The 15,383-nt window shown below is 49.8% G+C and carries 12 protein-coding genes; 1 reads left to right on the top strand and 11 read right to left on the bottom strand.

Going from position 1 to position 15,383, the window contains the following annotated elements:
• Nucleotides 1–30: 30 nt before the first annotated feature.
• From AWM70_RS07850 to AWM70_RS07810, 9 genes are all read right to left on the bottom strand, one after another.
• Nucleotides 31–912, bottom strand: coding sequence for a carbohydrate ABC transporter permease (locus AWM70_RS07850; protein ID WP_068695253.1), 882 nt, complete (start codon nucleotides 910–912; stop codon nucleotides 31–33).
• Nucleotides 913–927: 15 nt separating this feature from the next.
• Entirely contained in the window at nucleotides 928–1,914 is a 987-nt protein-coding gene (locus tag AWM70_RS07845) for an ABC transporter permease (protein ID WP_068695251.1), read from the bottom strand.
• 184 nt (nucleotides 1,915–2,098) lie between these two features.
• Nucleotides 2,099–3,523, bottom strand: a complete 1,425-nt coding sequence (locus AWM70_RS07840; RefSeq protein ID WP_068695249.1) for a family 43 glycosylhydrolase — start codon at nucleotides 3,521–3,523, stop codon at nucleotides 2,099–2,101.
• Nucleotides 3,524–3,593: 70 nt separating this feature from the next.
• Complete coding sequence (locus AWM70_RS07835) at nucleotides 3,594–5,999, bottom strand: glycoside hydrolase family 31 protein (protein WP_237167902.1); 2,406 nt, start codon at nucleotides 5,997–5,999, stop codon at nucleotides 3,594–3,596.
• A 411-nt stretch (nucleotides 6,000–6,410) separates the two neighbouring features.
• Nucleotides 6,411–7,019, bottom strand: coding sequence for a helix-turn-helix domain-containing protein (locus AWM70_RS07830; protein ID WP_068695245.1), 609 nt, complete (start codon nucleotides 7,017–7,019; stop codon nucleotides 6,411–6,413).
• A 54-nt stretch (nucleotides 7,020–7,073) separates the two neighbouring features.
• On the bottom strand, nucleotides 7,074–7,322 hold the full coding sequence (locus AWM70_RS23785) for a hypothetical protein (RefSeq protein WP_068695243.1): 249 nt from the start codon (nucleotides 7,320–7,322) through the stop codon (nucleotides 7,074–7,076).
• 367 nt (nucleotides 7,323–7,689) lie between these two features.
• Nucleotides 7,690–7,992 carry a putative quinol monooxygenase gene (locus AWM70_RS07820; protein ID WP_068695241.1) on the bottom strand — a complete coding sequence of 101 codons (303 nt, stop codon included), beginning with the start codon at nucleotides 7,990–7,992 and terminating at the stop codon, nucleotides 7,690–7,692.
• A 231-nt stretch (nucleotides 7,993–8,223) separates the two neighbouring features.
• Complete coding sequence (locus tag AWM70_RS07815; RefSeq protein ID WP_068695239.1) at nucleotides 8,224–10,527, bottom strand: thiamine pyrophosphate-dependent enzyme; 2,304 nt, start codon at nucleotides 10,525–10,527, stop codon at nucleotides 8,224–8,226.
• Entirely contained in the window at nucleotides 10,524–11,546 is a 1,023-nt protein-coding gene (locus tag AWM70_RS07810) for a 2-oxoacid:acceptor oxidoreductase family protein (protein WP_068695237.1), read from the bottom strand. Before AWM70_RS07810 ends, AWM70_RS07815 begins: the two co-directional genes overlap by 4 nt.
• Nucleotides 11,547–11,724: 178 nt before the next feature.
• Here AWM70_RS07810 and hcp point away from each other — a divergent pair, with 178 nt between their 5' ends.
• Nucleotides 11,725–13,413, top strand: a complete 1,689-nt coding sequence (gene hcp / locus AWM70_RS07805) for a hydroxylamine reductase (RefSeq protein ID WP_068695235.1) — start codon at nucleotides 11,725–11,727, stop codon at nucleotides 13,411–13,413.
• A gap of 128 nt (nucleotides 13,414–13,541) precedes the next feature.
• Here the strand turns inward: hcp and AWM70_RS07800 are convergent, their stop codons facing one another.
• Both AWM70_RS07800 and AWM70_RS07795 read right to left on the bottom strand, forming a co-directional pair.
• A complete protein-coding gene (locus tag AWM70_RS07800; protein WP_068695233.1) occupies nucleotides 13,542–14,327 on the bottom strand; it encodes a glucose-1-dehydrogenase in 786 nt (261 codons plus the stop codon).
• Nucleotides 14,328–14,528: 201 nt separating this feature from the next.
• A complete protein-coding gene (locus AWM70_RS07795) occupies nucleotides 14,529–15,290 on the bottom strand; it encodes an SDR family NAD(P)-dependent oxidoreductase (RefSeq protein WP_068695231.1) in 762 nt (253 codons plus the stop codon).
• Between the last annotated feature and the right edge of the window lie 93 nt (nucleotides 15,291–15,383).

Here is a 15,383-nt window from a genome sequence, read left to right as displayed (position 1 = left end):
AGCCGGCAAGGTTCAGTAGTATCTTTGGGCTTAGCCCTTAACGGAGCCTAGCATGATGCCGTGCACAAAATACTTCTGCAGGAAAGGGTACACACAAATAATCGGCACAATGGAAACCACCATCGAGGTAACCTGGAGCGAAAAACTTGTGACTCCCGAAGTAGGCCGATTGGCAACAGCTAGGGAATCCATGGGCGCATTGCTCTGGTTGATCACTTCCATCATGCGGAAAGTAAGGGTGCGAAGGCTGTCGGACTGTACGAAATAAGCGGAATCCAGCCAGGAGTTCCATTGTCCTACGCCCATAAACAGGGCCATCGTGGCCAGCACCGGCGTTGAAACAGGCAGTATAATTTTGAAAAAGATGACAAGTTCACCTGCCCCGTCCATGTGGGCGGATTCTTTAAGTTCACCCGGTATTTCTCTGAAAAAGGAAATGGCAATCAGCAGAAAAAAGGTGTTGAGCATACTCGGAACAATATAAACGGCAAACGAATTCAGCAGACCGATCGAACGTAGAACTACGTAATAAGGAATCAGGCCGCCGGAAAAATACATAGCAAAAATGATGATTGTAAAATACGTTTTGCTGAACAAAAGGTCCCGGTGCGAAAGTGCGTAAGCGACCAGACTGGTTAACAGAAGACCTAACAGGGTTCCCAATACGGTTCGTGCAACTGTTACGATAAAAGCGCTTAGCCACTTCGTATCTGCGAGGAAAATTTTATAGTTCTCTAAGGTTACATTTCTCGGCCAAAGGTAAACGCCTCCCAGCAGAGTATCAGTTCCTTTGTTGAAAGAGGCGATCAGAACATAATAGAACGGGTACAACATAGTTAGCATGATGATAAACAAGGCCACATAAATGAAACTGTCGAAAAGAATGTCTTTTTGTTTCTGAGTTTTTAGCATGTCTGCGCCTCCCTTCTAGAATAAGCTTGAACCGGACACCCGTTTGGCGATGTAATTGCTGGAAAATATCAGTATTACGGAAATCACGGACTGAATTAAATCGATAGCCGCCGCATAAGAGAAACGTCCGTCGCTTAAACCGACTTTAAAAGCATAGGTTTGAACAATCTCTGATGTGGGGTTGTTGATGCTGTTGCCAAACAAATAAGCCTGCTCAAAATTGGAACCGACCAGTCCTCCGCCAAGGATGCTGCCGATCGTCAGAACGAGGACAACCACTATTGTCCCTTTCATTCCCGGAAAAGTGATATGGCGGATTCTTGCCAGTCTCCCCGCGCCATCCATCTCGGCAGCCTCATAAAGCGACGGGTTGATCCCCGTAATGGCCGCCAGGAAAATGATGGTCCACCAGCCCATCTCCTTCCAGATGGCGCTGCCCACTGCAAATCCCCAGAAGTAGTTGGGGCTCGTTAATACATTTAGCGGCTTGTCGATTAGGCCCAATTCCATCAAAGCTCTGTTGATCATGCCTACATCCGCTGACAGGAAAGCGTAAGAGACGCCCACCACAACCACCCATGAAATAAAATGAGGCAGGTAGCTGATTGTCTGGACGAAACGTTTGAACCCCCTGTTTTTCACTTCGTTCAGCATGATGGCAAGAAGGATTGGGGCCGGAAAAGCAAAAATCACCTTTAAGAAGCTTAAAACCAGCGTATTGCGGACAATATTGCCGAACTGATAATCATGAATAAATTCATCGAAATATTTGAATCCGACCCATTCGCTTGTGAAAATTCCCTTAATTCCATCCGAAATGGTGTAATCTTTAAAAGCCATCAGGATACCGAACATCGGCGTGTAGGAGAAAATCAGCAGAAAAATCATGCCGAGTCCGACAAATAGATGCAGTACCTTTTGTTTTTTGAAACGCTTCCATAAAGAAGTACGTTTTCCCGCTTTGGAAGCGGGGAGGGTTGAATATTGTGTATTTATCTCCATAAGCGCTCCTCCTTTTAATTCTAGTCTATCTCGGAGGAGGCAGACGAAGTAAGGCCACATTCTTAAGAAAGCGTTATCAAAATTTAAGATAGGCTTGTCCTGCTGAAAGGGCTTCTACATAAAAAAGCAGCTCCAGAGTGCTCCGGAGCTGCTTCATCTTCATGCAGATGCCACACCAGCTTTTTTATTCCAATGTAAAAGAGGCCAAGCTTGCGCTTCCCGCACCCTTATAAGTGAAATACAAGGCCTGCGTGCCGTCCGGCACGGAAATGTCTGCCGAATATTCCTTCCAAACATTGGTGAAATGAACCGGAATCGTTCCCAAGGCAGCCCCGTCCCACTTCGTTCTGACCTCGAAGGCTCCGCTGCAATACCCCCGTACCTTGATCCTGACCTTACTTATTCCCTGGCAGTTGAAATATTTAAAGCCGGCCGTAGCCGAATCCGTCATATTCGCAATGTAGCCGGTTTCCTCGTCTCCATCCCTGCCATCCTGGGTAATCTTCGGAAAGCGGCTGTCCAGCCAGGCCCCGATTTCACCGAATCCGCCGGTATACAGATGTTCGTCTTTAGTGAAGAGGTTGCAAGCAAGGTAGGCGGGGTACTCCCCGCGTCCCTCAAGAGCTCCCCCATTCGGTCCGCAGGAGGTCATTTCAACCTGAGGGATCGTCCCGTCGTCTTCAAAGCTAATTCGTTCTATGCACCCCTGCCGGTTGAAAGCATCTCCGTTGGTATGCCTATGGTAAAAGATATACCAGGCTCCGTTAATTTCAACGATGCTGCCATGATTATTGCCGCCGTAATACATCGGCTTGTCAGCCGGTTTATAGGCGTCGATATGAAGATCACAGTTGCTTACGATAACGCCCTGATATTCAAAACCTTGGGTGGGAGACTTGCTGGTGGCATAACATAATTCATGCATGACGATAGAGGAATAAACCAAATAGTAGGTATCTCCCCTTTTCCGGATAGAAGGGGCTTCAAAAAATTCATGTCCCTCAAATCCGCTGCCTGCGCTGTAGGGCTGACTCGGTGCAACGAATACAGGCTCTTCAACAATCGTCAGCATGTCGGGTCCGAGCACCGTCGCCATCGCGCCATGTCTCGATTGATCTCCAGCTGCACAGAAGCCGGTATAAAGATAAGTGTACTGCCCTTCAGTCAGCACGCCCGGATCGAATTGGGGCTCATCGCCTTCTCTTTCTCCAAGACGGGTCCCGTCGGCGTATTTAACGTAACCGTAGAATTCATATTTTCCGGCAGGGGTATCGCAGACAGCGACAGACACAACGGGCACCTTATCCAGCACATAAAAAAGATAATACCTTCCGTCAGGACCTTCCGTAACGTCCGGTGCATAAAGACACATACTGCCGTCCGGATTAAGCGGGTCATCCGTTTTCCGGTAGATTACCCCTTCATATCTCCAATCTCCGAGATCGTCCGCCGGCGCCGACCAGCAGACGTAGTCGTTTAGACAGAAGACATGTCCGTTAAAGCGGTCATGCGAGCCGTACACATAAACTCTGCCATTAAACACGTAAGGTTCGCCGTCCGGGACGTATTCCCAGGATGGCAGGTACGGATTGAATCCTTGTTTTTTCATGCAGGACACTCCCTCGTCTACAAATATAGGCATTTATTCAGATTACATTCCTTCTTGTTTATTGCTTCTTCTACAGGATAACGTTTTCATTCAGATCGCCTTCTCGGACAAGGAGCGAGCTGCCTTGGTACGAGACATGACAAGCTCCGGGCCGGCCGGCGATCTCTACAACAAACTGCAAGGTTTCCGGCATCCCGTCATAGCGGCCAATCCGGTCCCCTATCGTCAGCGTCCGATCCTTTTCAGACCAACTCAGTTCAATTTGCATAAAAGCTCCGTTTTCGTAATCGTAATTATCTCCCTCATCGTCATATAGCGTAAAAACGGCATCTGTGCCCGGGTACACTTTCAGCCGAGTGACGGCATTAGAGGCCGGCCGTTCATCCGCATACTGAATGTCCGGTCCAAGCGGAACAATCGAGCCTGCTCGGACAAATAAAGGAAGGGTCTGCAAATCCGCTTTGGCTTCCACCCTTCGCCCTCCCTCCAGACATTCGTCGGTCCAGTAATCGAACCAGCTGCCGCCAGGAAGATAGACGCTGCGTGATTTCCGGGTGCCTTCAAGAACCTTGGAGTCAGGACCGTAATACATAGCTTGGGTAACGGGCGCAACAAGGAAGGCCGGCCCAAACATAAACTCGTCGTCGATATTGTGTGCGCTTACATCTTCGCGGAAATCAAAGGCAAGCGCCCGGAGCATGGTGTAATTCTGCTGGACCACCGCTCCTGCAAGCGAATAAATATAAGGCATCAGTCTATACCGGAGTTTTAAATATTTTACCAGGGTGTCGTACATGGGCTCGCCAGGCTCCCCGAATTGCCAAATCTCCCTTGGGGTATCCGTTCCATGGGAACGGAACATCGGAAGAAAAACGCCGTATTGGAACCAGCGGATATAAAGCTCACGGTAGCCCAGATCGGCTGCTCCGCCGTTATAATCGCCCTTCCAGAACCATAGCTCCGGTTTGTTGTGCACAAAGAAGGCTCCAATATCCAGGGTCCAATAGGGTGAACCGGTTGCACAAAAGGACAATCCCTCCGCAATCTGCTTTCTGAACGTCTCCCAGTTCGCGGAAATATCCCCCGACCATGTTATTGTGCCGTACCGATGCTGCCCGGCATAAGCCGACCGGGTCAAGTTCACAACCCGTTTCCGGGTGGTTACGGACCGTTGTCCTTCATAGATGCCTTTGGCATGCAGCAGGGAGTAAGCGTTGATATATTCGGGGTCCAGGTAGAGTTTGGCTTCTTCCGAGTTGATCAGCATCCGCTGCTCCGGTTCCGGTTTGACGGCTCCCTTCCAGTCCGCCTCAAAAGGCTCGGAACAATCACACCACCATGCATCTATCCCATGAATAAACAGGCCGTCATGGGTTTGCTGCCAATACAGCCGGCGCGCCTCTTCCTGAAAAGCATCATAGGTAGCTTGATTGCCGAGCAGGTAACCCCTTTCCTTCATTTCCCGGTGGTTATCACCGCCATCCTTCATGATCGGCCAGATGGATACCATTAGTTTGGCATCAAGCTCATGGAGCTTTTGCATCATTTCCGCCGGAGAGGGAAACCGCTGGGGATCCAGCGACTTTTGGCCCCAGAGATCGCCCGTCCAGGACTGCCAATCCAGCACAATACAGTCAAGAGGAAGCTCACGCGCGCGGTATTCCTGTACGGTTGCTATCAGCTCTTCCTGGGAAACGTAACGCTCTTTCGATTGCACGTAACCGTATGACCATCTCGGCAGCATAGGTGCCCCGCCAGTTAAATAACGAACCCCTTCTACAATCTGATCGAACTCCGGTCCGTAAATGAAATAATAGTCCATCTCATCGTCCACATCGGTCCATAAGTAGGAGCCGAAGGCATCATCATGAAAACTCATCAAGGAGTAAGAATCCATCAAAATGCCATAACCCTTCGTGGAGAGAAAGACTGGAACAACCGCTTTCATATTTTGCTGATATAAAAATTGGTGTTTGCCCCGGAGATTCAGCATGCCTTCTTCATGAGAACCAAGCCCGTACAGCGCTTCATCCGGCTGCCACTCGAACTCCAGCTTGGTGTGGTAGGCCTGCCTGTCTAAATAGCGGTTTATCCCCTCCGCCCGGACCTTCAGACCATCCGCGCCGCGATTACTCTCCAAGCCGCCCGAAGTATCAAAAGCCGTACGGTAAACGTCGGTGCGCTCCAGTGTCTTGCCGCCTCTTTTCGGTTCTTGCGTCAGCAGCCTCCCCTGTTTATCCCGGTAACTGAACGCACAGGTAGCTTTGTTTATTCGGATTACGAATAAATCGGTGGAAAGCTCCAAATGCTCCGTCTGATCCAAAAGTGTCCACTGAACCTTGTTTATTGGCCGACTCTGCTCGATCATAAGACTTTCCTTGTCGCTAAAATGCGAATCCAGGGTGTAACGAATTCTCGCAATTCCAGGGGCGGATAATGCAATATGCAGAAGCCCAGCATCACCAACCAGCGTCACACCGGTCTCATCTTTGTAAAAATGACTCAGCTTCAAAGCATCGCTACCTTTCTGTTATTTAGTCAAATGTATGGTAGTTCCATATACAATGATATTACTGTATTTTCAGGTTATCTACGTCATTTTTACGGTTTATGAATACAATATTGCGGTTGATTAAGCTGCACATTAATCAGATCGATTATTTAAAAAGATCAGGTAAAATATCAGCTTTAAGAAATATCAACATTTTTCTGATATTCATAAACAAAACCTTCATAACCACCCAATAAACGAACAGTACCATTATTAATGTTATATCGCTTCAGTAAGGATCTCTTCAGTGGAGGGCTCTGAGGGAGTTGATCGTTGAGTTGATCCGCCAAATATCCTAAATAAGCTTGACATTGCGAAGACAAGCTGATGTCTCCGTCACGAGTTGATACCTTCAGGTTGAATGTCATTCTGTTTCACACTGATTTGCTGAATGTACTTCCGGGGAGTAAGGGATTCCGACTTTTGAAAGGCGCGCTTGAATGTGATTTCATTTTCATAACCAACCTTTTTGGCGACTTCCGCCACATCGATTTCATTTGCATCAAAATATTCTTTAGCTCGATGTACTCTTAATAACTGAAGATAATCACTAAAATTAACTTTGACAGTGGCTTTGAATATTTTGGATATCGCGGATACTGAGAGACCGTGTAAACCAGCAATTTGTTGTAATGAAAGATTAGAATCGCAATAGTTTTGCTCGACATATTCCAGAATTTCGATACCCGTCCCCTTTGTAGACTCCAGGTTGAAATACTCGAGACGGCTGCATATCAATTGTGAAAATGCCTTGAGATAGTTCCACGCCCATGCTGCATCAGTCGATTGCTGAATCATTTCAAACTCTTGTCTAGATTGTTGAACATCCAGATCAGTTTCTTCCATAATCTGACGGACCACTTTAAAGTTTCCCACCTTCAACTGATTAATAAGCTGAATCTCCCAGTCGATCGGGTAGTAATACCTATTCTCTATACCATTCACTTTAACGATCGAGTTGACCGGACTTGAAATAAGTTCCTTCGCGTTCTGTAGGACTTACTCACTCCAATCAGATACTCCAGCGTCCCTTAATAAACGAACCAATTCTTCTCGCTTGATCATTTCAAATGAAAAACCATTCGGCGGTGTCACGGGCTGTATTCTTTTTACATCAGGTAGAAAATGCAAGTAAAGACCTCTGATAAAAGGCAAGGAGAATACGGTATCCCTGTCTTTGCCCTGCATCTGAGCTTTAGCGATCGCCAACCGTTCGGGTGTGGCAGACACTACAATGGATTTCCCCATTGACACTATTTCAAAAAAACGTTCCTTCCTCGGAATGGCCTTCGTCCAGGATTTTCTTTAGCTTCAACAAAAATAATGCTGTCCTTCTCAGTGTTTAGGTCATCGATCGCAATTCAGGTCAATTGCAAGTTGTGATTGCACAAGGAACAGTATTTCTTTTTGTGCCATCATCTTTATCGTTATCCTTCCTTTCGCTTGCGGGACGCAACAAATGTTGTTGTCCTATTGATACAATTAATAGATTTATATGAGAGGTCGAGGTTATCCGAGTCGAAAATAGTAAAGCAAAAAAATCAAAACCCCACCGTTAAGTGGGGTTCAACATTTCTTTTATATTTCCTGCCTTTTATAAAATAACCACCGGGTTTTAGACACCTTTTCCGCCCTGCGGCCGGAGTTTTATTTGTTCGATTCCGGAAATTAGAGGCCTAGCTTTCCTAATTAGCTCTTTAGCAGATTCTAAAGTTAATGAAGCTTCGTGAGCGGATGGATCATTCCAAATTTCGGTTACCCAAATGCTATTAGGATCATTTTCAGGAAGATTGACCACATACAAATCACAACCTTCAATGGACTGCATGGCGTGAGCCGCTTCAAGCAACATTTCCAGGAGAGTTTCCCTTTGCGCTTCAACCGCCGTAAATTTCGTATACAAACCTAACTTATCCATTCTTGTCCTCCTTAAATAGGCTGGCTTAATGTGTTTGCACATATGAAATTTTTATCCTGAAAGTTACAGGCATAGTCCTATTCCGTATTATCGCTTCCAGTTATACCTCTTTTTAATTTCCTCTATTATAAGCCAATTCCGCCAATGCTTCTATATCCTCTTATCATTAAAGGATCAAGAATGTCGTACTCCCGTTAGAAACGTTAGAAATGCCATATCCCCCGCCTCAACCTAAAGCAGCGGATTCTCGTGTTTCGCTTTCAGGATCGACCAGCGCCGCTCGACTTCACGTTCAAATTCACCAAGCATCGCTTTGTTCTCTTCCTTGAGCAGGTGTCTGGATTTCCCCATATATTTTAACCAGTCGCTGAGCGGTACCCGTTTGTTTTTTTCCTCCGGATTATACGTGATGTTCGTTTGGCCCTGCTCGACTTCATACAGCGGGAAGAAGCAGGAATTCACGGCTGCGCGGACGATATTTTCCCCTTCTTTGTCGTCAGACTTCCAGTTCAGCGGGCACGTAATCAGCAGCTTGCCGTAGACAGTGCCTACATGTTGGGCGTACCACTGCGCTTTGGCCGCCTTCTTCACCAGATCCTGCGGGAAGGCTTCTGTGCCTGTAAATACGTACGGAATATGCGCCGCCGCCATCATCTGCACCGTATCTTTGTGATGGAACGGTTTGCCCTGCTGCTGTTTGCCGACGCCGGACGTGCTGGTCATGTGGCCTAAAGGCGTGGAATACGAAAGCTGAGCGCCGGTGTTCATGTAGCCTTCATTGTCATATTCCAGGATGATCAGATTATGGCCCCGCAGCGCCGTTCCGATGGCCGAACCCATTCCGATGTCCATGCCGCCGTCGCCGGTCACCATCACAAAAGTGAAGTCCTCGGGTACTTCGATTTCCCCGCGCCGTTTCTTCTCGAGGAACGCCTCTACCGTGCCGGACAAAGTAGCCGGACCGTTTTGAAATAAATTATGAATGAAGCTCTGCTTATGTGAGTTGTACGGATAACCCGTTATGGTGATATAAGCGCAGCCGGTATGGAATAAAGTGACGACATTGCCTTCAATCCCTTTGAAAAAGAGCTCCAGTCCCGGGAAAATCCCGCAGCCCGGACAGGCTCCATGGCCGGAAGCGAATCGTTTCGGTTTGGCGGCAAGCGCCCGCATCGGCGGCACTTTCACGGACAGCTTGTTTGTCGCCTCATCCACCTTGACGGTGATCAGGCCCGATTTAAAGCTGTCCCCGTTCATTGGCGCAAGGACCGGCTGCAGCTTCTGAGCTTCAAGGCCTGGCGTTTGGCCGTAATAGTCAAACGGCACCTTAGCATAACCCAGCTCCATCGCCTCCAGCGTCAGGGCGAAAAAGGCTTCCGCGTCATCCGCGTAATAATCTTTCCCGCCAAGGCCAAAGATGCGGGAAAGTACAATCGGTTGAGGCTGCGGTCCGCGGATTTCCTGCAGGGCCGCTTTGACCTCATGCGTCAAATTGGCCCCGTTAGCGCCGTAAGAATCGGCGCGTTCACCAACCAGCACTGCTTTGACGCCCGTCAACGCCTCGCGGATTTCCTTCGCGGGGAACGGCCGGATGATATTCGGGCTGATCACGCCCGCTTTGATCCCTTTCGCCCGCAGCCGGTCTACGACGTCTTTGGAGGATTCAGCCGCCGAATTGAGCAGGAACAAAGCCACCTCCGCATCCTCCATACGGTACAGATCCAGCGGCGAATAGGATCTGCCGGATAGAGCCGCGTATTCCTCCGCCACTTCCTTGAAGACCTCGCCCGCACGATAGATCGCACCTGACTGCTGATAGTGGTTGTTCATCAAGTCTTCGCCGTTCATATAAGCGCCGACGACGATCGGTTTGTTCTCGTCCAGCACATGCGGGAATTCCGTTGGCTGTTCCCCTACGAACTGCCGGACCGTGTCCCGGTCAGCAAAGATTTGCACCCTGCGTTTCTGGTGCGAGGTGAAGAAGCCGTCATAAGCGACGATGACCGGCAGGCGTACATCTTCATGCTCGGCAATGCGCAGCGCCATAATGTTCAGGTCATACACGGCCTGCGGCGAACGAGCCGTTAGAATTACCCAGCCGGTGTTCAGGCCGTAATAGAGATCGGAATGGTCGCCGCGGATGTCCAGCGGTCCGCTGACGGCCCGTGTCACCAGGTTCATGACCATAGGGAATCGGGTGCCCGCCTGCACGGGAAGCTGCTCGATCATATAAAGGAAGCCGTTTGCGCTGGTGGCGTTGAAGACCCGCGCTCCGGCTGCTGCTGCGCCGTAGCAGATTCCCGCCGAGCCATGTTCCCCGTCAGCCGGAATCAGCTTGATGTCGTGCTCGCCGCGCGTACGCATCATGTCGAGATATTGGGCAATTTCCGTGGACGGCGTAATCGGAAAATACCCCATAATGTGATAGTTGATCTGGGCGGCGGCCATGGCCGCCATTTCGTTGCCCGATTCAAAGACGGCCGTTTGGGCGGCCGGTACCTTTTGCTCCGTCATTTCTTTAGTTTGTACGCTCATGACCGGACTCCTTCCGCTATGAAATAAGGAAATGATTGCGGCACGCGGTGCTGCTCGGCATAATGCGGCTCTTCCAGCATCGCGGCCAAAGCCGTTGTCGGACAAGCCTGCACACATTTCAGGCAGCCTTTGCAATACTGATAATCGATGCCTTTCATGAACATCTGCAGGTTGCCGCGTTTATCCGGCTTCTGTTCCCAGACGATACAGAAATCCGGGCATACCGTATCGCAGGCAGCGCAGTGAATGCAGTCCTCCAGCTTGTATTCCGGCAAATAGCCCTGCCGGGAGCCGCTAAGATCCTTCAGTACGCTGTTTGCCGTAACTTTAAGGATTCCGCCCGGCTCCTGCGTTTCAAAGCCGAGGACCGGCTGCGGTCTGGAGAAAGACGCCGCGTCCGTAAGCTCCGCGTTATTTCCTAAGACAAGAAACTCGACTTCGTTATACCCCCGGTCAAAGGTCCGCAAATTGGACTCAACGAGATGGGGCAGCTTTTTCTCAAACGTTTTGCGGATGACCTGCCGCATATCGTCCGGATTCAGGAAGCTGCAAATCCGGAACAAGGCGCCGAGCATCGCCGTATTGACTTTGGTTTTCTCCTCGACGGCGATTTTCAGCGCATCAATCGCGGCCAGCGTTCCCTGCGTCATCTTCAAATCGGCAGCCACCTCGGATAGATTCCGTGCTGTATTCACCAGCACCGTCCCATCAGGCCGCAATCCGCTTACGACCTCAACTGTCTTATATAACGCTTCATGAAATACGCCGACTACATGCGGCTGCTCAATGGGGCTGTGATCGCGGATCTCTACCTGAAGATCACAGAACCTTACGAAGCTTTTGACCGGCGAACCTTTTTTCTCCGAACCGTAGCTGGAGAAGTTGGAACCGTTCAGTCCCGAGCCGGTCACTCCGGCTTCGGCCAGCATTTTTCCGGCCAGATTGGCACCTAGTCCTCCGATGGATTCGAGACGGATCTCGTAGAATCCCAGTTCATTTTTTTGAGGCAAAATCGACACGTTCACTCCTCATTTCTTCATTGTTCTTGTAGGGGAATGACTCCAGTTTAAGAGAAGAAACGAACGGGGTTAGTGATCTTTCTCACAGCTGAATAAATTGTGATTGAAATCACAAAATGGGCTTTGACGGGGGGCTATACTGCCTAAATGAACAAGTGAAACCGGGAGGAGAAACATGATGAATAACAACGCGACAGAACAAACCTTAAACCATCAGCCGTCCATGTTCTGCTTTCAATGCCAGGAAGCGTCCAAAGGAACAGGCTGCACCATTGCCGGGGTCTGCGGCAAACCCCATGACGTGGCGAACCTGCAGGATTTGCTTATTTATCTGGTGAAAGGAATCTCTTTTCTCAGTCTGGATGTCCGGCTGCCGGAGGAACTGGAACAGCGCGTCTCGCTGTTTATTATGGATTCCTTGTTTGCGACCATTACGAATGCGAATTTTGACCGCAAGTTGTTTGTGGGAAGAATTCGGGAAGCGATGGCGCTCCGCGGCGAGGTGCGGGTTTATTTTAACGAACAATATCCGGAGGGAATGGTCAATCTCCCCGACGCTGCCGTCTGGGAAGCAGAGCATGAAGCCGCTTTTGATGAAAAAGCACGCACCGTTGGCGTCCTTTCCACCCGCGACGAAGACATCCGCTCCCTGCGCGAGCTGATCACTTACGGCTTAAAGGGAATGGCCGCCTATACGTACCATGCGCTGCACCTGGAGAACGAGGACAACGAACTGAACCGGTTTATGCGCCGCGCGCTTGCGGCTACGCTTGACGACAGCCTTGAGGTGCAGGATTTGGTAGCTTTGACGATGGAAACCGGCAAATACGGCGTAAACGCCATGGCCATGCTGGACTCGGCGAACACCACTGCTTACGGAAATCCGGAGATTACGAAGGTGAATATCGGAGTTCGAAATCGTCCCGGCATTCTGATCAGCGGCCACGACCTGAAGGATTTGGAGGAGCTGCTGAAGCAGACGGAAGGAACCGGCGTGGACGTGTATACGCACAGCGAAATGCTGCCTGCCCACTATTATCCGGCCTTTAAGAAATATGAACACTTTGTAGGCAATTACGGGAATGCCTGGTGGAAGCAGAGCAGCGAATTTGAAGCCTTTAACGGACCGATTCTGATGACGACCAACTGCATTGTTCCGCCGAAGGACAGCTATAAGCACCGCATTTATACGACGGGCAACACCGGTTTTCCGGGCGTCCGCCATATTCCGGAAGGAATAAGCGGCGCTGCCAAGGACTTCTCCGCGCTGATTGAGCAAGCAAAAGAATGCCCGGCCCCAACGGAGCTTGAAACCGGCGAGATCATCGGCGGCTTCGCCCATGCTGCCGTGATGAACGTGGCCGATCAAGTCGTGGATGCCGTAAAATCGGGCGCCATCCGCCGATTCTTCGTCATGGCCGGCTGCGACGGGCGGATGAAATCCCGCAATTATTACACCGATTTTGCAGCTCAGCTTCCTAAGGATACGGTCATCCTGACTGCCGGGTGCGCCAAATACAAATACAATAAGCTGGATTTGGGCGAAATCGGCGGCATTCCGCGGGTGCTGGACGCCGGGCAGTGCAATGATTCCTACTCTCTGGCCGTCATTGCTTTGAAGCTGAAGGAAGTGTTCGGCCTTGAGGACATCAACGAGCTGCCGATTTCCTATAACATTGCCTGGTATGAGCAAAAAGCGGTGATCGTGCTGCTGGCCCTGCTGTATCTTGGCGTCAAAAATATTCACCTGGGCCCTACGCTCCCCGCCTTCCTGTCGCCTAACGTAGCCAAGGTACTTGTAGAGAACTTTGGCATCGGTGGCATTACGAATGTGGAAGACGATATGAAAATGTTCCTCGGTGACTGAGTGCCTGAACGCCTGAGTGCCTGATCAAAAAATGCCCCTAGCCGGGGCATTTTTTTCTTTTGAATTTTAAAGGGTATGTTCAGCCCGCTTGTCCGGTCATTGGAATTCACATAGAGTTCTGTGGTCCGTTACCCGCGGCCTCCTTGGAAGGAAGGATATTTGGTCATGCCTCCGTCTGCAAACAGGGTTATGCCTGTAACATAGCTGGATTCCGAAGACGCAAGCCATACAGCAGCCGCTGCAATTTCTTCAGGTCTTCCGATGTAACCCAGCGGCACAAGCTCCTCAACCGAAGCACGCAGCTTAGGGTTTGCGAATTTAAGTGCATTAATAGGCGTGTTAATCGCTCCAGGGGCAATGCTGTTCACGCGAATTCCCTTAGGTGCAAATTCAAGAGCAAGCGTCTCGGTCATCATCTTGATTCCGCCCTTGCTCGCAGCGTAATGCAGAAAATGCGGCCACGGAATCGTTTCATGAACACTGGAAATATTGATGATCCGGCCTTTGATCCCGTGCTCCAGCATATAGTCAACAGCCTCCCTGCAGCCGAGAAACGCGCCGGTTAAATTTACATCAATGACCTGCTGCCAGTCTGTCAAACTCAGGTCCTGCGAGGGAACCTCGTTTTCGATACCGGCGTTGTTGATCATAATATCCAAGGAACCGAAATGCTGATGCGCCGCCTGCACCAGCTTCTTCACGTCCGCTTCTTTGGAAACATCTCCTTGTACGCCGATAGCCTGTCCACCATACGAATGGATTTCATCAATCAAAGACTGGACATCCTGATTAATGCTGAAGTAATTGATCACCACATTTGCTTTCTCCTGACCAAAACGCCGTGCCATCGCCTCTCCGAGTCCGGTTGCGGCACCCGTAATAACAACCGTCTGTCCTTGAAGATCCTGATACATCCCGGAAACCTCCTGTCCGAATGACTGATATTCTGATAGGTTCAAATTTACATTAACCAATCCGTTCTTCTGTGAACATGTTTGTTCGAACAGGGAGCAGAATCAGTTCAAGCGGCCGGTCCTTTGGATGGCTCTTTAAAAGATCGTAAAACGAAAAAAAAAGCTGCAATTTATGCAGCTTTCAAAGTATAACCCCAATACTCAAATCGCCGGCATGACATTGCCGCCGCTGACCGGGATATAGGCTCCGGTGATGAAGCTGGCTAAGTCCGAAGCCAGAAAAACAACTGCATTCGCGATCTCCTGGTCAGTCCCGCGTCTCTTGAGCGGCACGTTTTGGATATAATCGTCGCTTTCGGCAATGCCATTCGTGCGCTCACGTTCACTGATCGTCCAGCCCGGTGCCACCTGATTGACCGTAATCTGATGTGCGCCGACTTCCTTCGCCAGCACCCGATAAACGCCGTCCATGCCTCTTTTGCCCGCCACATAAGCCGATTGTCCCGGGAAGTTCTGCATGGAGCATTCTGTATTGATGCCGATGAACCGTCCGCCCTTCTTCTCGATCATGGCCGGTATAAAGGCTTTCGCCAGATAAACGCTCTGCAGAACGCAGGACTCGAATTGGCTTGTGTAGTCCTCCGCTGGCTGCTCCAGCACGGAAGTCCACTGGTACTGCACAACCGCATTGGCTACGACAATGTCTACATGACCCAAGCTTGCTTCAACAGTTTGCTTCAGCGCCTGGATCGACTCCTGCTTCGTTATGTCGGCTTTGACAGCAACGGCACGTCTTCCGAGCGCTTCGATTGTACCCTTCAATTCAAGCGCTTTCGCTTCGTTGCTATGGTAATGCAAGGCAATATCCGCGCCGCATTCTGCAAGCGTACGAGCGATGACACGGCCGAGTTCTCCCGTCGCTCCCGTGACCAAGGCTGTTTTTCCGGATAGATTGATCTTCATAGTCGTTCTCCTTCTCCATTAGAATGAAATATTCGCTCACAGCCGTTGATATGAACAGCATTATTGCCCCATATATTAACATAAACAAGATGA

It is taken from the genome of Paenibacillus yonginensis (assembly GCF_001685395.1).
GTDB classification, from domain to species: domain Bacteria; phylum Bacillota; class Bacilli; order Paenibacillales; family Paenibacillaceae; genus Fontibacillus; species Fontibacillus yonginensis.
Note: the sequence above shows the minus strand (reverse complement) of the source record. Positions and strands in the feature narration are given on the sequence as shown.